The organism is Glaciecola sp. G7-5, assembly GCF_055808975.1.
The window spans coordinates 2,889,846-2,908,370 of record NZ_CM147892.1; the positions used below are offsets into that span (position 1 = coordinate 2,889,846).

Below are 18,525 nucleotides of genomic sequence, written 5' to 3' on the forward strand. Positions count from 1 at the left end.
TACCTAAGTAGCATGCCTCACTTCACACACGAAAACTTACATTTTGTATGAAACGCCTAGCATCCACTGGGTGCCAGTGATTTGCTCGGTAATTAAGCGCCCAACGCCGGGAGCCATATAATCACCAATCGTTTCATCCGTTAAGTTAATTCCATCTAAACTCACTTTCCATTGATCAGTTATTTGGTAACTTGCAGCGAAATCTAGAGACTTAGCGGGCTCTCTATAACGGATTTTATCGGTATTAGAATCATTTCTTGTGGTGTAGTCACCTCTGTAGGTATATGCCAAACGAGTGCTGAACGCGTCATCCTCGTAATAAACAGTAAAGTTGTATGTTTTATCAGATTGACCAGTTAGAGGGAGACCCGACCCATCAACCTTTGAATCAACAATAGTAAGGTTACTTATTACGCCTAGGTTTTGCATCCACTCTTGTGGTAAGAAGGTCAAGTTCTGTTGGTATTGAACTTCAAAACCATCAAGCGTAGCACCGCCACCATTTGTTCTTCTTGAAACCTGAAATTCGGCATCTATCAAGTCGTCAATTTGCGACCCTAATAAACTATTAGGAAGGCCTGTGTCTGCCCACAGCAAAGTCGTTGTTTCACTGGTTGGGAATGATTCAATATCTTTATCAAAATAGGCAACTGAGAGTAGGGCACCAGACTCAAAGTACCACTCTACCGCTAAATCAATATTGGTTGCTCTAAATGGTTCAATAAAAGGGTTACCATAACTTACCGCTGGGTCTCCAAAAATACTTACGCTTCCGCCTGGGTTTAGGTCTGTCAAATTTGGACGAGACATTACTTTTGCCCAGCTCGCTCTTAATACAACATCTTCAGTAATATCATAGGCTAAATTGAATGAAGGTAAGGTATCGCTATATGAGTGAGTAACATTGACCGTTTGACCACTATTAATACCCGTTGAATCTAAGTCAGTATCAACTTTTCGAACCCCCGCGTTACCTTTTAACTCGCTGTCACCAATGTCTAGTAAAAAATCTACTTGTACATACATGCCCATAACTGATTCTTCGACATCGCGAGTATCGCCAGCTCTAATGGCTGCTGGCCAACATGAGTTAGTTCTTAAATCAGCAATTGAATTAATATCACCAATAAAGAAGGTTTGGCCGCCATAGGTTTCTACAGAGCCCATTGAAGACGTGACTTCAGGAGTAACGCCACAAGCAACGTTGTCAACAGTGCCATCAAGAGCATCAGCTGAAGCGAAAGATCTATCTGCTCTGGTACCTTCTATTTGATAGCTGTAGTCACGATTTGAAATCCCAGCTTTAAGTGTAAAAGTGTCATTTAAATCATAAGCTAGGTCCAATTTCAAAGAATCTGACCCCGAAGAAGCTACATATACGCGGTCTCTAAACTCTGACAATTCCCAATTCGCTGGGTTAGCAGTATCAAAACTATAGCCAATTGTTGGCGATGTCATTGAGCTGAAATCGTAAGATACAGCCGACGTGTTGTCTGCGTAATTGATGAGTTTACGGTCATCATTTGAACTGTAGTGTTCAAAGATAATAGTTGATTCGCGATTATCTAGAATCAGAGGTGGCAGTTGATGCCATTCCTTTAATACGGAAATCGTCATTAAATTCATGTTCAACTTCAATGCTATATTGTTTGAAGTCTGATTCCCAGTCAGCAATAAATGCTTCTGAGCGTATATCAACTTCATCCATTGTTGCTGAAATAAGGGTGTTGTTTGCATCAATATTATAGGCAGCAACATCAGTTTGTTGCACACCTGTTGAGCCTGTTCTCGCAAGCGAGATGGCTTGCATGAAAGGTTCTTCACGATGAGACTCTAATACGGCAGAAAGTGCATCTACTGTGATTAATGTTCTGTCAGTAGGTCTAAACTGGAAGGAAGCAGTTAAGCCTGTGCGGTCTTGATCATGTGTTTTTTCTGCAACCCTGGGGAATCTTGGGTGCCAAGCTGATTTTACTTGATCAAAGTCGGCGTCGGTTGCGCATGCGCTACAACTGCCAAAATTATCGTCTTCCCAACGCCCAGTATCAGCGCCTTCATTTTGTACAAATCGTTGTGCAACTGAAAAAGATAGTAAGGCGCCAAAAGTGCCCTCATCATTTTGATAAGTAAATAAACCAGAGGTTCTTGGTTTTATCTCACCTGCTTGGTCGTTATAACTAAGTTGGCCGTTTAGCACGACGGTATTGTCAGCATAGTCAAAAGGGCGACCGGTATGCAAGTTAACGGTTGCGCCTAAAGAACCTTCTTCCAGTTCAGCTGATTGGCTTTTATACACATCTAATTGATTAAAAAGTTCAGATGCAAATACGTTGAAATCAAACGCTCTAGAGGTTCGTACGCCGCCTGAACCTGCTGCTAAGCTTTGGCCCATTGCATTGTTGATCATGACTCTGGTATAGGTACTTGATAAGCCTCGTACAGTTATTTCTCTACCTTCACCAGCTTCTTTTGTAATTGCGACGCCAGGTATGCGCTGCATTGATTCTGCTAAGTTGGTGTCTGGAAAGTCGGCGACATCTTCAGCCAAAATAGTATCGACCATACTGGTGCTGTTGCGTTTGTTATCTAACGCTTCTGCTAAACTACCACGATAACTGCCTTTTACATTGATGACTTCTACCGCTGAATCATTCTCTTGGGTTTCTTGTGCAAATGACATTGCGCTACCCATGACCGCTAAATTTGCAATGATGAGTGCTTGGCTTATTTTGTTAAATCGATACTTTTTTTGTTTAATGTGCATGTTATGTCCTTACTTTAAATATGTTTGTGTGTTTTTAATAACGATAACAGCCACTGATTTGCTACCGGTGGCAAATAAGTTAACAAAGTTGTCTACCGGTGGCAACAAAAAATTACAAAATATTCACAATAAATTTAATTCACCTTATTTTTACTGCTAATCATTTCACAGTAACGCAACTTATGTCTACGCTTTTTTTGAGTGTAAATTTCGCTTCAACCCCATATTCTATAGTCTATACAAGATGGCACGCTTCACTTTACACCACTATTTTAATATTAAATAAGAACTAATTTCTGAAACAATTAAATAACAATTTGACAACGTAAAAATAAAAGTGATATTGTTTGCTACCGGTGGCAATGAGAATTTATAAGCTAATCTTACAACTAACTTGGTAGGACTAAAATATGAAGCATTGGAAATTAAATGCTTTTGCTCTCGCAATTGCAGTGAATTATCCGGTTCATGCAATGCAAGCAGAAACTGAAAATGAAAAGAAAGAAGAAGAGGCTGTTGAAGTTATTGAAGTGACAGGAGTTCAATATAGTGATCAAAAAGCCCGCTTGCTTGAACGGGAGAAAAAACAATTTAGTTCGGTGGTCTCAACCGATGATTTGGGCAACTTTGTTGACCAAAACGTCGCTGAATCGCTTCGCCGTATGCCTGGTGTCACGCTGCAACGTTCAGAGGGCGAAGGCAAATTTGTTACCGTACGAGGGTTAGGCCCTGAATTTGTGTCTGTCAACATGAACGGTTCACAAATGGCAGGTATGGGTGATGAGCGTAAAATTGGGCTCGATGCGCTGACAGGTGATGCGCTAGGGTCAATTGAAGTATTTAAAACCTTAACACCAGATATGAACTTAAACTCTATTGGTGGTGCGGTAAACGTAAAAGCGATATCAGCTTATGAGCGTGGAAAAAATACTTTAAAACTAAAAGCGCAAAATTCTTATTCAGAGCTACGTGAGGCCAACTCTCCTAAATTTACCGTAGACGGCACCCAGTTTTTGTTTGATAAAAAGATTGGTTTAGGCTTTGTGTTATCGCGTGAAGACCGCAGCTCAGTTGTTAATGAACAACGTCACCATAGCTCAAACAACATGCAGTTTTACCAACAAGATTTTGGTCAGCCTGTATTTGAAGTTAACGAAAATGGCAGCGTAGGGAATGTCATTGATTATAGTGTTGATGATGTCGATAGAATTTTAGGTCCTCAAGAATACGAAATTCGCCAAGAGTTAGCTGATAGAACCCGAAATACGGCGGCCCTTAATATAGAATATAGGCCCAACGATGCAAACCAGTTCTACTTGCGTGGCAACTATGTTGACTATACCGATGAAGATGTCGCTTACCGCGAATTTTACCGTTTTACCTCTGGCGGCGGCAGCACCGGTGAAACGCTTTACGTTAATCCCCAGACCAAAGAATTTATCGTATCAGATGCGGATTTGCAGCACCAATTCTTCATTCAAACTTCAAAGAAAGAGACCACTACATTTAACTTCGGTGGTAAGCATCAATTAGGCGAAGCCTGGACTATAGAATACGATGTAACTAATTCTAAAGCGGTAGAGGATGGCACCGGAGACCGCCGCGTACAATTTAGAGAACGTGATTTAATCATTTATGGGCGCGGTAGTAGTGACCGTATTGATGCGCGTATATTGTCACAAGAAGACGTTTTAAATTATCGTACAGATTTGGGCATTATTAATCCAAGTTATTCAACGGATATCGATCCGAATAATAACAATGATATTTATGGAATTGGTTTAACAAAAACGCCAACTGCGACGAGTAACGCAACCAGTGGTGACATCAACAACCCCGCCAATATACAGTTTGACAATGTGTTCTTAGAAGGCAGTACACGCACCGATGAAATAAAAACATTTAACTTCGACGTGCAGTATGACTTTATCGATTCTGACTGGCTATATTACGTAAAAGCCGGTATCGCTGGCAGTAATCGTGACCATGTTACTGATAAGAATCGCTGGAGCTATGTGCCTGAAACTAGCTATTGTAATGAGGGTGATACAGTATGTACTAGCGCAATTGGTGCAAACCATGAAAATATTGTCAGTGATTTTGGTTTTGATGTAGCTATCCCCAAAAATAGTGATTTCCAATATCCATTTGTGAGCCAAGATGCGCTCAATTATTTAATTGATTCAATTGAATATACCAAAGACATCGCTACATCGGGCACTCAAGGTTACGTTAGTTTAGCCAATGACTATGAGTTAACCGAAGATACTCAAGAAGCTTATGTGATGGGCGAAATGGAGTTGGCAGAAAATGTCACCTTAATTACAGGTGTACGTTATGTTCAAACCGAATATGCATCAACAGGCTTTATGACCATTCGCAACGATGAATTTTCATTTGCAGGTTCTGCGGTTGATGTTTTCCAACCGCTCCCAGAAGCATCAATCAAGTACAGCGAGTTTTTCCCAAGCTTTCACTTACGTTACGAACCAACAGATGATTTGTTAGTACGTGGCGCAATTTGGACCAGTTATACGCGGCCTTCTTTCAGCCAAAGCCGTGCATTTGCGCGAATGGATGACCGTGTGTTTTTGTGTTCACCCGGAAGCACTGATGAAAACCCTGATTGCTATGATGACCCTGATGACTTTGCAAATTACTCAGCTTTGGATTTGCAAGATTATACTCTTGCCCCTGGCAACAGCATTGACATTGGTAACCCAAATCTTATTCCGATGACGGCGACTAACTATGATGCATCAATCAGTTGGTATCAATCTGAAGATCTCTTTATGGAAGCGGCTATCTTCTATAAGGATATTAAAGACTTTATCGTTGACGCCCGTGGCACAAGAGGCAGTTTTGATACCTTGCCAATATCATTGCCGATTGGTCAAGTGACTGAATTTATCATCCCGCAAGAACAAACCCTTGCAAACATCAACATGACACTAAACGGCGAATCAGCGAAGGTGTATGGGGTTGAATTAAGTTACAACCAATTTTTTGATTCGGGCTTCTTTATTCAAAGTAATGCGACCATTCAAACCAGTGAAGCCAAAATAGATCCCACTGTGCGTCAAGGCAGCATCGTTTTACCAGACCAAGCTGACACCACGGCCAACTTAACCCTTGGATGGGAAAATGATGATTTAAGTGTTCGTTTGATTGCTAACTACCGCTCTGACATTTTGGAAGAAATTGGTGCGTGTCCAGAAGGGGAAGAACTCAACAGCGCAGAAAACTGCCGAATTTGGTCTGATCAATATCAGTCTGGTCTTAAAACGCTAGATTTTAAGGCGATTTATGACGTCAGCAAAAACTTATCTGTTTACTTTGATGCAATCAACTTAACTGACAATGTTGACCTTAGATACTTTGAAGGTAACGAGTTAAGTGGTGGTAACGTCTTGTACCAGCGAGAAGAATACGGCCGTACGTTGCAAGTTGGCGTGAATTACAAATTCTATTAAGAAAAAACGCTTACTTATGCAAGCGACCTGCGCCTAGTGTAAAGCTAGGCGCTAGATAGAGGATTTATGATGAAATTTAAAATATCGTTTATAAGCACTATTGTTAGTGCATCACTGCTATTTGGCTGTGGTCTTGAAGTTGAAAAGAATGTAACAGAACCGCTGCCACCAGCGCTTTCAGGGCAGTTTGTAGATAGCCCAGTTAGTGGCCTTGAGTTTGATAGAAAAAATATTGATGACGAAGTCGTCGTAACAGGTACGACTGATGCTGACGGCAACTTTGAGTATCTTAGGGGCGACCGCATAATCTTTAAAATTGGTGACAATTTTAAATTGCCTGAAATATCACCTAAAAACTTTGTAACGCCGTTGAGTTTTTTTACTACCGACAATCCGGTTGCACCACAAGTGGCTAATTTAGCGCGTTTGTTGCAATCATTGGATGTAGATGGCGATCCGACAAATGGAATTGAAATTACGCCAGCGGCATCTTCAGTTGCGAATATGCCGTTAAATGACGGTGAAACGGTTGCTGAATTCTTTAATCGCTCACCAGAAGATTTTGCGGCTGCCATTGAGCCTTGGCTGGCCCAAGCTATTCCTGATCGCACTATGACATCCTTTGATGACGCGGTTGCACACTTTGTTAATACCTTAGAAAACGATTTTGGTGATGTATCGAGTGGCGCTTTTGATTTAAGTCTGTTTAGTGGAGAAGTCTTTAACCCCTTCATTGGAAATGCAGAAGTTATAGATCAAATTGTCACCTTTACGCCTGATGAGTTAGACGATAACGACCCAAATGCCGTTGCTGGCAAAAAAGGCACTTATAGCATTAGTGTAGATGGCACAGTAACACAAAGCGGCACTTATGAGTTTGTATTTGGACGCAGAGTGCTTGCTATGACCTATATGGATGGCGACACTAGTTCGACTAAATATCTTGTCTCTTTAGCGTTTGACACGCAATCTCAGGTATACAGTATTTGCGCCGCAGATGACAGCATGGGCGTGGCATCTATAGTTGCTAACTGTGATGCGGTAGATGAACGCAATGTTAATAAAGTCGCATTTTCAGAGACGGTCAAAGATGCACTGATTATCGATTTAGAGCAAGCAGCAGAAGAGCTGTCTATCGAATTAAAAGAAGATTTTAATACCGATACACAAAACTTCTTTTCTTCTAACCACAAACGCTTAAGCCAAGACTTATCTAGTGGTGCACTGTATTCAGTCATCAGCGGTTCACCAGAAATTGTAGATGGTCAATTTGAATTTAATGGCGATAGAATTTCTATTGGTAACACTACGCCTGGACGCACAACTACTGCCGCTGATACCACTGGCTCAGGAATTTATAACTTAAGTGAAGGTTTTACCATTTCCTTTGATGTCATTGCTGCAAGTGAAACCGGTAATTTTTACTTTTATGCTGACAACAATACGGCGTCGCAATCTCAGTCATTACATGGCGATATTTCGAAAATGGTACAAATTGATTTAGCTACCGGCGAGACAACAGAAGGTGGTTTGTTTACCTTAGGTGCTTCACTTCCTACTTTTACCGTAGGTGAGAGAGTGACATTTACCTACGAAGGTGACGCTTATGCAGGTTCGAGCAATTCATTTATTCAGTTTCGTGCGGCAGGTGGCTCTTTAATCACTATCGATAATTTAGTGATTGATACCGTAGCTAGCTCCACTGGCGAGCCTGACACACCAACAGAACCTACCGGTCCCAATGATTCAGACGTATCTGTTGATTTACCATTTTCATTTGATTTTAGCACCGTCACAGGCGATTTATTTGACTCAAGTACACTCGCTATTGATGGCTCAGTAGATGCAAGTGGTCAAGCAGATCCCATGTTCTTTAAAACAGGTGGTACCGTAGAAATTACCGACAATGGCCTTATGCTAAGTGGCGGTCGATTTACCATTGGTAATACAGAAACACTGTATGAAACTACGGCAGAAGAAACAGCGACTGTTGGCGTGTTTGATTTATCTAAACCTTACAATATTGTAATGGATATTATTCAAGTTCAAGAGCCAACAGCAGGCAAGAAGTTTCAAGTTTATATTGATAACAACACCTCAGGTAGTGCGAATTCGCAACATGGTGGGTCTTCTCGTATATACAACGAAGCCGCAAGCTCGGTGCCTCTTGGCACGCTAACTATCCCAGGTGAAATAGGCACAGCCAATTCGTTTATTCAGCTACGTACAGAAGGTGATTCTATTGTTGAATTTAACAACTTACGAATAGAGTACTTGAATCCCTTTGAAGCACCTACGTTTAGTTGTGACAACGCTGCAGACGAAGTTTACTATTGTGATGATTTTGCCGACGGTAATTTAGACGATTGGGATTTAGATGCAGGTTCTAATGATGGTGTATTTGATGTACTTGAATTAGCAAGCGGCAACAAAGTGATGAGATACACTGCAGGTAGCGAAGGTGGCGTACTGGCAACACTTAAAGATTCAGTGATGTCGAATGTACCTAGCGCGGATTATTTTGTTGAGATGAAAATTCGTCCTCGTCAAAATAGCACAACCAGAAATAAACAGTTGTATGTGTTAGGTCGTTATCAAGATGAAGACAACTGGTACGGTGCAGGTTTAAATCTACAAAATGCATCTACGTCTACTCAAGTCGAGGTTGCTGTTAACCTTGATGGTAGTTTGAGTCGTCCAGTGCAATCAAGAGTTCCTTTATTCTTAGGTGAAAAAGACGCAACTGAAGATGGTGTTTGGTATACCGTGCGCTATGAAGTCCTTGGCAGTGACATCAGCCTTTACCTTGATGGTGAAAAAATGGGTACCCACACCGATACTACATTGACTGCTAAAGGTTTGATTGGTCTATTTACTAACAATCGTTCTTTTGAAATCGATGATTTAAAAATAGGTGACGCAACAGTAAAGCCTGTTTTACTAAGCACTGATTTAACACAAAGCAACTGGACAGGTAGTGCTTTAGGCGACCAATTGGTATTTACTGTCAATGCTGTTCAAAAAGATGGCGTAACGCCTGACACCTTTATCGCAGAATCATCTGACGTTTCTGTTGCAACAGTTGAAGTTAACGGTAACACGGTAACCATCACGCCGCTTAAAGAGGGTACGGCAACACTCTATTTAAGCGCTGGTTCAGATGCTTCTGTTATCCGTCAAATTGACTTGGATATTGGGCCTGCATTTAATGAGTCATCAACACTGTATGGTGACTTAGCAACTAAAGTTGTACCTATTCCAGGTTCACAAGCACAGTACATTGATACAAGCATTATGCTTGAGTTTGATACTGCGCCAACCCTCGGTGTTTCTGGTGTGGTTAGAATATTTGATGTCACTACTGATGAAGTGGTTGATGAGATAAAAGTGTCTGGTGACACTACATCTTTAGGCCAAAGTGTAGCGCAAATTACGGGGAAAACTCGTGACTTGAATTATCGTCCATTTATGATTGAAGGTAATACACTAACAATCAAACCAGCAGACGGTGTACTAGAGTATAACAAGACTTACCGTATTGTTGTGGGTAACGATGTAGCGACGGGTACAGCTATTAATGGTGTTGATTTTGACGGCATCGGATCGGCTGCTAATTGGACCTTTACCACAAAAGAAGCAGCTCCAAGCACTACTGATATCACTGTTGATGATGACGGTTTTGCTGACTTTAGAACATTGCAAGGTGCATTAAACTATGCAATGACTGATAAAAATACCGCGATGACGATTACTGTTAAAGAGGGTGTTTACAATGAGCTGTTGTTTTTACGTAATAAAAATAACCTAACCATTCAAGGCGAAAGCCGCGAAAACACCATTGTTCAGTATGATAACTCTGAAGGCTTTAATGGTGGCTCTAGCTCGCGTGGTGTGTTCTTAGTTGAAAGTGCAGATAACTTAGTGCTAAATAACTTTACGCTGAAAAACACACATACACGCACGGGTTCTGGCGACCAAGCTGAAACTATCTACTTTAATAGTAGCTACCGATTAATCGCCAACAACATGAACTTTATCAGCGAGCAAGATACCTTGCTAATGAAGGGATACAACTGGTTCTATAATTCACTTATTGCCGGTAACGTTGATTTCATTTGGGGTTATAGCGTAGCGACCTTATTTGAAAATAGTGAAATTAGAAGTATAGGTGACTCTAAGAATGCGCCAAGTGATTCTAGTGGTGGCTACGTGCTACAGGCGCGTATTCAAGACCCATCTTATCCTGGCTTTGTATTTTTGAATAACGAGTTTACTTCTGGTCCTGGGCCTTTAGGTAATGGCGTACAAGACAATTCAACTTACATTGCACGTAGCGCAGGTGTGGGTGATTTATACGATAATATTGTATTGATTAATAACAAACTCGGGCCGCATATGATAAGCGAAGGTTGGCACATTTCGCCAATACCTAATCCTGTAAGCGCTGATGCAACCTCTGGCTGGCGCGAATATGGCAGCATGGACTTGCAAGGTAATCTACTGGACATAAGTGGTCGTGTTAGCAATGCTACAGCTGAAACTACACTAGCTAACGCACCGTATGCGACTCGTGCAGAAGTATTTGCTAGCTATAATGGTGGTCAGGGTTGGGATCCTCAACCCCTTGACGCTCCCGTTGTTGTTGACACTGAAGCTCAGGGCGATGGCGGCTTTGCTGGAGAATTAGGTGAAGTTACTGGTGGCGCTGGCGGCACGATTGTTACGGTTGACAATGGTTTAGACTTAATCGCAGCACTTGAAGAAGCTAAGACCAATTCAATGCCCGTTACCGTGTATATTGCAGGTACCATTACTGCAGCTAACTCAGGTGATACTAACCGCAGTATTCCGATTAAAGATATGCAAGACGTATCCATAATTGGTGTTGGTACTCAAGGTGAGTTTGCTGGGATTGGTCTGCAAATTGAACGTGCGAAAAATATCATTGTGCGTAACTTAAAAATCCATGAGGTTCCTGCCGGATTTGGCGATGCAATTGGTATCCAAAGCGATCAGGGGCAAGACGATACCATGCAAATTTGGATTGACCATAATGAACTTTATGGCTCATTAAATGTGGATAAAGACTTGTATGATGGCTTGATCGACTCGCGCTATAACGCGAGAAATATCACCATTTCATACAATCATATTCACAACCATCATAAAGGGATGTTGAATGGTTCAAGCGATGCAATAGAAGAGAAGGGTGACCGCTACATTACTTGGCATCATAACTATATTGCTAATTTGTCATCACGTGCACCGCTGTTTCGATTTGGTTATGCTCACATTTACAATAACTATTTCTATAATATTACGGGCTCAGCTATAAATACTCGTATGGGTGCGGAAATACTGATAGAAAACAACGTATTTGAGAACGTAAAAAACCCAGTTGTAACGATGGACTCAGCAGAACCGGGCTACTGGAATGTACGTGGTAACGAGTTTACTAACGTCACATATTCACCTGCAAATACCTTTGGCAGTGGCGAAAATTCACTAGAACTTGAAAATGGCCAATCTACCTCTTCTTATGAAGTCAGTTATGATTATCAAGATCACCTAATGGATACGGCTGATGTTAAGAACTACGTTTTAGCTAATGTGGGTGTAGGTATCATTGATCAAACTCAAGATGATATTCCAGAAATCGAGGGCGGTGGTGATGGTGGTGGTGGTGAAACGCCAGCGACAGGTTCTTTAACTGAAGATTTCTCAGCTGCTGATAGAGATACTTTCTTTAGTGCGGATTATCAATCATTGTCAACAGATGTCACAGCACCTCTTTATGTAAGAACCGGTGGTGGTGTTGACCCTGTAGATGGTCAATTGGTTATTGGTGGGTCAAGTGGTGGACGCTTTACTATTGGTGATATTGATGCCGCATTAGGCGTTAATACCGCCAATGAAGTAGCGCCTAATGGAACCTTAGATTTATCTGCTGGTGTGACTATTACCTTTACCCTTGTTGATATCGCGCTTGTGGATTCAACAGGAAGTGATAAATCCTTTATGGTCTACATTGATAATAATACGTCAAGCAGTTCAGCTTCAATTCATGGTGGCGATTCTAAGATTGTGATTGGTACCGTCTCTGAATTAATACCGCGTATTGGTGAGATGATTACTGTTGACACTGATTTAGGTACAGCTATGTCTTTCATTCAGATACGTTCTGAAAGCAATGTGCTAGCAACCATAGATGACCTAGTCATTACGCCAAAAGTGAATGGTTGGGCTGAAGATTTCTCAGCCGCAGACAGAGACACTTTCTTTAGCGCGGACTATAAATCTTTACCAGATGATAGCACTGCTCCTTTCTATACCAGAACGGGCGGTAATGTAGACCCTGTTAATGGCCAATTAGTCATTGGCGGCAGCAGTGGCGGACGCTTCACGATTGGTGATGCAGGAAGTGAAGATACTTCTGATTTAACATCACCTGAAGGCGTCTTGGATTTATCAAATGGGGCTACGGTTAGCTTTACTTTGATTGACGTTCAAGGGGATGAAAAAGGCTTCTTTGTATATATTGATAACAATACATCAAGCAGCGGTAAATCAATTCACGGTGGTTCTTCAAAAATTACTGTGGGTACTTTGTCTGAACTTACGCCTTTAATTGGTCAAACGATAACGGTAGATGTGCCTGTTGGCACAGCAACTTCGTTTATTCAATTAAGAACAGAAAGTAATATCACTGTGACGATAGATGATTTATTAATTACACCTAAATAAGTGGCAGGTAGACAAGTACAGTTAGCGTATTTTAGCTGTGCTTGCATCATATACAAAACGATAGGGGTGAAGCAGCGATGCATCATCCCTCTTTTATTTACGCAGTTATATCATGCGCGTTTTACTTAACCCGCTTTTGGATACATAATGAATATTAAAATAAGCCTTTCTCTACTAATAATAGCGCTATTACTAGTGCAACCCTGTTACGCAAGTACACTGTTTTTGGCAGGAGATTCAACCATGCAAGATGTAGATCCTTTGCGTGGTCCTGACTTTGGTTGGGGGCAGTTACTTCCTAAATTACTCAAAGAAGATTCAGGACTAAAAATAGATAACCGCGCAAAAGGGGGTCGTAGCACCAAAACCTTCATCAGTGAAAATCGCTGGCAAGACCTAATAAAGGACACCAAACCAGGCGACTGGGTAGTCATTCAATTTGGCCACAACGATGCGTCGTTTGAAAAACAAAAACGCTATACCGCGCCGGTTGATTATAAGAAGAACTTAATACAATTTGTAAATGACGTTAGGCAACGCCATGCCTTTCCAATTCTTGTTACACCAGTGATGCGTCGCTATTTCGATAACGAAGGAAAGCTAAAAGATGCACATGGAATTTATCCCAGCATTGTCCGCGATGTGGCAGCTAATATGGAGGTAGCACTGATTGACTTAATGCGCTCTAGCTCACAATTATTGCTTGAATATGGGCCCGGAAAATCCGCAGATTTATATATGAGCGTTAAACCAGGTGAACATCCCAGATTCCCAGAGGGAAAGACTGATAAAACGCACTTTTCAAAGTTTGGTGCGCTTGAAATAGCAAAACTGGTGGTAAATGAAGCAACGCAAAAACATGTTCAAGTCTTTACTTTGCATTTTAACAGTGAGTTGGCGCAACTAGCCCATAAAAACGATTAGTGTAGAGACCTTTGGCGCCGGGTCTTTTAATAACTATTTTTTAAATGCTTAGGATCGACGTCTCTTAAGTGTTTACTTAATTTATGCTGGTGTGTTCTTAACTCTTTTAAAACTAACTGGGCTACTTCTCTGGCGCCTAATTCATTAAAATGAGTGTCATCTCTTACCCCATTTGGATAATTGGGGTGAGTATTGGGTTTTATGTGCATAAATCTAATCGTTGAATCTGCATCGCCCAGTTGAGTGAGCCAATCGTGACTAATATTTTCCATATCGATAAACAACACGCTAGGGTTGGCTTTAGCAAGCTTTCTTACATTGTCGGCGTATGGATGGGTTCTTTTTAATGTACCGTCAGTGTCAAAATGGCGGCGAGAGACGGGCGATAATAGTATAGGATTGGCTTTTTTTGCCTTAACTTGGTCAATCATAAGTTGCAAGTTATTGCTGTATTGTTCAGGCGTTGTGTAGCGTTCTTTTTTACTTATTGACTGATCATTGTGACCAAATTGAATAAATACAAAATCATTCGCTTTTAAGTCATCTATGATTGTTTGCCACAATCCTTCTGATTGAAAAGTTTTTGTACTGCGGCCATTTTTGGCTAAATTAACAACTTTTATGTTATCGGCAAAAAAAGTTGCGAAGGGCACGCCCCAGCCGGTTTCAGGATAGTCTTTTGGATCTTTGATAGACATAGTTGAATCCCCAGCCATATAAATCGATATTTCATCCGCTGCGTTAGCTAAATTGGACATTAATAATAGACTAAGGGTTAAAACAACTATTTTTCTACGCATTTTCCGGTTGACTCCCGTTTGATTAAATAAGGTTTGACTTGCGTTGTTGATTCAGGCTTTGAAAAATTAGGATTAATACTACTCATGAGCTTGTTGGCAGCAGAGGTCGCCATTTCTTCTACAGGTCGTTTTATGGTCGTTAAAGACGGAATAATACGACTGGCAAATAAGTTATCATCAAAGCCAGCAACAGAAAGTTCATCCGGAATGGAAATATTCATGTCGCTTGCTACTTTGATCACGCCTGCCGCCATTTCATCATTGTTAGCAAAAATTGCGGTGGGGCGGTTTTCCATAGAAAGTATGGTTTTTGCCCATTCGATTCCACTTTGATAGGTATTTAAGCCTTCGACGATATGCTCGTCTAGCAATGTAATTTTTTTCTTTTCTAGTGCGGTAACGAAACCTTCTAAACGTTCTTGTGACGAAGTAAACTTTTGTGGGCCGGTGATCATCATAATGTTTTTATGCCCGAGTTCTACAAAGTGGTTTGCAATTTCGCTCATGGCTAGTCGGTCTTTAGACACTACGATCTTTTCTTTGCTGTCTAATTCAGATGAGGCAATTCTTACATAAGGAAATTCTCTATCTGCTAAGACGCGCGCCAATTTATTGCTTTCAGATACAGGCGGTAGAATAATAACGCCTTCAACCCCAGAGCGCTGGATAAACATTTCACAGTCTTGAATAAAATTTTCTTTATTCCATTGGCAAGGGTGGATAATTAGCTCGTAGCCAACGGCGTTGCATACATTTAATACACCCCGTTGCACTTGGTCGATATACAGAGCATCTGGATTGTCATAAATAATCCCTATTAAATAAGACCGTTTAGACGCTAAACCACGAGCTTGTTTGTCTGGTTGATAATTGTATTCTTTTATGACGCTCTGTACGCGCTCCAAAGTGGCTTTGCCCACCAAAGGTGAACCATTCAATACTCTAGATACTGTTCGTTTTGAAGTTTGCGCCAAACGAGCAATATCGTTGATGGTTATATTGGTTTTTTGCACAGCTAGTTCCCTTGTTTATTTTTATTGTTAATATACTACAACAAATTGAAAAACCTAGGTAATACTTCACTTACTTGAGGCACATAAGTGACTAGCATTAACACGGCAAACATAACAAAGTACAAAGGGATCATGGGTTTAATAATTTTGTGTATAGAGGTTTTGCCTACCGCACAGCTGACAAACAGTACGCTCCCCACAGGCGGCGATACTAGCCCTATAGATAAGTTAAGCACTAACATAATTCCAAATTGAATGGGTGACATACCCATTTCCATCGCTACCGGCATAAATATTGGTGTAAATATCAATACCGCAGGGGTCATATCAACGAAAGCGCCCACTACGATCAATATTAAATTGATCATCAATAATATAAGAATGGGGTTGTCGCTGAGCGTAAGGAAAAAGTCACTTATCGTTTGTGGTATATGAGCGTAGGATAAAAGCCACGACATGGCTGATGATGCACCAATAATTAACATCACGATGGCTGTTGTTTCGCAGGCTTTCAGTAAAATTTCGGGCAACTTGCTAAGCGGTATTTCTTTATAAATAAACACAGCCAGTACAAATGCGTAGAGCACTGCTACAGCGCCAGCTTCGGTTGCCGTAAATACGCCACCAATAATGCCACCAATAATAATAAATATTAAAAATAAAGACGGAAGGGCGGCGATAATTTTTTGTAATGCAATACCTATTGGTAATCTTGCTTGTATTGGATACTTATTCTTAATCGCAAAACCAGCACAAACTACCATTAGAGCAAGGCCCACTAAAATGCCGGGCAAATAGCCGGCTACAAATAAAGCGGCTACGGAAACACCACCGCTGGCAATTGCATATATTATCAGTATATTGCTGGGCGGTATAAGCATTCCGGTTGTTGCCGCTGAGGCTGTTACCGCTGCTGAGAAGTTTTCGTCATAACCGTGTTTTTTCATTTCAGGTATCATAAAACTGCCAATAGCCGAGGTTGCCGCCACGGCTGAACCTGAAATTGCGCCAAACAGCATGCAGGACATTACATTAACCAATGCTAAGCCACCCGGTAATGAACCTATCAGGGCCATGGCACAATCAATCAACCTTTTGGCGATGCCGCCTTGGCCCATAATTAAGCCAGATAGAATAAAAAAAGGTATGGCTAAAAGTGCAAAACTGTCTATACCACCAACGAGTTGTTGGGCAATGGTTGTCGTTGCGGGTGAAAAGTCTATATGCAACACAAATGCAGCCAAAGTGGCCAGTGCGATACAAATAGAAATAGGGACATTAAGGACCAATAGACCAAAAAACACACATAATAAAACAATTGCTGACATATCCACTATACTTCTCCTGTAAGTTTAATTAGGTGTATTAAATTGTTAATTGTATGCAAGCTTATTAAGCATCCAGATAAGGGCAAAACACTGTATACCCATGCTATTTGTATACCTAAAGTCGCTGATCTCTGTTCTAGCTCTAAGGTAAGCAATACTAATGAGAGTCCACCATAAACCAGTATTAGTAGGGCAAAAATAATGACCACTATTTCGTTTAGAATTTTGGCTATGCGCTGATTGTTTGGCTGTAGTTTAGTCACAAAAAGATCTAAGCCTAAATGTGCTCGCGTGAAATAAGCGTATGACGCACCCAATACCCCAATCCAAATTAGTAAGAATCTAGAAAGCTCTTCAGTGAAGGAGCTAGGCGTTTGTAGAATAAACCTAGAAAATACCTGCCAAGTCACCGTGAGCACGATGGCAAGCATCATGATAATGAGCAACTTCTGTATAATATTGTGAATGCCTTGAACGAGTGAATTTAGCATATGTATTACATCTCTTTTATTATTTGCATGGTGGCAGCGACAGGGGTATCAGCAAAAGACTGATGAAAGACCTCTACTTGGTCTTGAAACTTACTTTTGTCAGGGTAGATGACAGTGACACCTTCGGCTATTACGGCTTGCAATGCGTCGTCTGAGGCTTGTTGCCAAAGAGACTTTTGATACTCGACTGAATCTGCCATGGCTTGACTTAACCAGCCTTGTTGCTGCTCGGTTAAATCATCCCAAACGGGTAGACTGGCTAAAATAATGTCTGGTACAAAAGTATGCTCATCAAGAGTGTAATAGGGTGCAATTTCATAGTGGCGTGACAAATAATAACTTGGAGGGTTGTTTTCTGCGCCATCAACAACGCCTTGTTGGATTGCCGCGTATAATTCACCCCATGCGATAGGTGTGGCCGCGCCGCCTAGCGCTTGTACCATCGCTATAGCCGTTGGACTATTGAGTACTCTGATTTTTTTCCGTTTAAATCCGCAGGACTTTCAATAGCCGCGCCAGAAGTATAAAAGCTACGACTGCCGGCATCATAATAAGCCATGCCTTTTAATCTTGCAGATTCTGTTTTTTTCAATAAGCCTTGTCCTACAGGGCCATTTAGCACGCGCCAAAAATGTTCTCTGTTGCGCATTAAGTAGGGAATACTAAACACTTTCATTTCGGGAACAAAACCTTCAAGTGGGCTGGCTGATACTTTCGTCATCGACAAGCTACCAATTTGTAAAAGTTCGATCATTTCGCGTTCAGAGCCTAATTGACCGCCTGGATAAATAACCAATTCCATACTGCCATTTGAATATTCGTCTAAGCGTTCACCCATAAATACCATGGCTTTATGAACAACATGGCGCGTATCTAATGTATGGCCTAAGGTTAAGGTCAACGTTTCCTTCTTATCAGCACAGCTAAGCAGTAATGTGCTTAAAAAAAGAATAAATGCAAGTGGGTACTTTTTAGTTTTCATCACTTT

Annotated in this window: 9 protein-coding genes and 1 pseudogene; 3 read left to right on the forward strand and 7 right to left on the reverse strand. The window is 41.1% G+C overall.

The window, feature by feature from the left end; all coding sequences use genetic code 11:
* Nucleotides 1–36 precede the first annotated feature (36 nt).
* Together AC0L6H_RS12780 and AC0L6H_RS12785 are read right to left on the reverse strand one after the other, a co-directional pair.
* Complete coding sequence (locus AC0L6H_RS12780; RefSeq protein ID WP_473389400.1) at nucleotides 37–1,626, reverse strand: TonB-dependent receptor; 1,590 nt, start codon at nucleotides 1,624–1,626, stop codon at nucleotides 37–39.
* Nucleotides 1,562–2,764: a TonB-dependent receptor plug domain-containing protein gene (locus AC0L6H_RS12785; RefSeq protein ID WP_473389402.1), complete on the reverse strand. Its 1,203-nt coding sequence runs from the start codon at nucleotides 2,762–2,764 to the stop codon at nucleotides 1,562–1,564. The genes AC0L6H_RS12780 and AC0L6H_RS12785 overlap by 65 nt, the downstream gene beginning before the upstream one ends.
* Nucleotides 2,765–3,174: 410 nt before the next feature.
* On the opposite strand from AC0L6H_RS12785, the gene AC0L6H_RS12790 reads away from it, so the two are divergent.
* From AC0L6H_RS12790 to AC0L6H_RS12800, 3 genes are all read left to right on the forward strand, one after another.
* Nucleotides 3,175–6,237, forward strand: a complete 3,063-nt coding sequence (locus AC0L6H_RS12790; protein ID WP_473389403.1) for a TonB-dependent receptor — start codon at nucleotides 3,175–3,177, stop codon at nucleotides 6,235–6,237.
* A gap of 66 nt (nucleotides 6,238–6,303) precedes the next feature.
* On the forward strand, nucleotides 6,304–12,981 hold the full coding sequence (locus AC0L6H_RS12795) for a pectinesterase family protein (RefSeq protein WP_473389404.1): 6,678 nt from the start codon (nucleotides 6,304–6,306) through the stop codon (nucleotides 12,979–12,981).
* A gap of 147 nt (nucleotides 12,982–13,128) precedes the next feature.
* On the forward strand, nucleotides 13,129–13,905 hold the full coding sequence (locus tag AC0L6H_RS12800; RefSeq protein ID WP_473389406.1) for a rhamnogalacturonan acetylesterase: 777 nt from the start codon (nucleotides 13,129–13,131) through the stop codon (nucleotides 13,903–13,905).
* Nucleotides 13,906–13,931: 26 nt separating this feature from the next.
* Here the strand turns inward: AC0L6H_RS12800 and AC0L6H_RS12805 are convergent, their stop codons facing one another.
* The 5 genes and pseudogenes from AC0L6H_RS12805 to AC0L6H_RS12825 form a co-directional block, all read right to left on the reverse strand.
* Nucleotides 13,932–14,705 carry a rhamnogalacturonan acetylesterase gene (locus AC0L6H_RS12805; RefSeq protein ID WP_473389407.1) on the reverse strand — a complete coding sequence of 258 codons (774 nt, stop codon included), beginning with the start codon at nucleotides 14,703–14,705 and terminating at the stop codon, nucleotides 13,932–13,934.
* Nucleotides 14,690–15,718, reverse strand: a complete 1,029-nt coding sequence (locus AC0L6H_RS12810) for a LacI family DNA-binding transcriptional regulator (protein WP_473389409.1) — start codon at nucleotides 15,716–15,718, stop codon at nucleotides 14,690–14,692. The genes AC0L6H_RS12805 and AC0L6H_RS12810 overlap by 16 nt, the downstream gene beginning before the upstream one ends.
* A 35-nt stretch (nucleotides 15,719–15,753) precedes the next feature.
* Nucleotides 15,754–17,046, reverse strand: coding sequence for a TRAP transporter large permease (locus AC0L6H_RS12815; protein WP_473394529.1), 1,293 nt, complete (start codon nucleotides 17,044–17,046; stop codon nucleotides 15,754–15,756).
* 5 nt (nucleotides 17,047–17,051) lie between these two features.
* Nucleotides 17,052–17,537 carry a TRAP transporter small permease gene (locus tag AC0L6H_RS12820; RefSeq protein WP_473389410.1) on the reverse strand — a complete coding sequence of 162 codons (486 nt, stop codon included), beginning with the start codon at nucleotides 17,535–17,537 and terminating at the stop codon, nucleotides 17,052–17,054.
* A gap of 5 nt (nucleotides 17,538–17,542) precedes the next feature.
* Nucleotides 17,543–18,519, reverse strand: a pseudogene (locus AC0L6H_RS12825) (TRAP transporter substrate-binding protein).
* Nucleotides 18,520–18,525: the final 6 nt, after the last annotated feature.

Bases quoted from the DNA above. Each gene is read 5' to 3' on its own strand.
- AC0L6H_RS12780 (WP_473389400.1), bottom strand. From the start codon at position 1,626: ATGAATTTAATGACGATTTCCGTATTAAAGGAATGGCATCAACTGCCA.
- AC0L6H_RS12785 (WP_473389402.1), bottom strand. From the start codon at position 2,764: ATGCACATTAAACAAAAAAAGTATCGATTTAACAAAATAAGCCAAGCA.
- AC0L6H_RS12790 (WP_473389403.1), top strand. From the start codon at position 3,175: ATGAAGCATTGGAAATTAAATGCTTTTGCTCTCGCAATTGCAGTGAAT.
- AC0L6H_RS12795 (WP_473389404.1), top strand. From the start codon at position 6,304: ATGATGAAATTTAAAATATCGTTTATAAGCACTATTGTTAGTGCATCA.
- AC0L6H_RS12800 (WP_473389406.1), top strand. From the start codon at position 13,129: ATGAATATTAAAATAAGCCTTTCTCTACTAATAATAGCGCTATTACTA.
- AC0L6H_RS12805 (WP_473389407.1), bottom strand. From the start codon at position 14,705: ATGCGTAGAAAAATAGTTGTTTTAACCCTTAGTCTATTATTAATGTCC.
- AC0L6H_RS12815 (WP_473394529.1), bottom strand. From the start codon at position 17,046: ATGTCAGCAATTGTTTTATTATGTGTGTTTTTTGGTCTATTGGTCCTT.
- AC0L6H_RS12820 (WP_473389410.1), bottom strand. From the start codon at position 17,537: ATGCTAAATTCACTCGTTCAAGGCATTCACAATATTATACAGAAGTTG.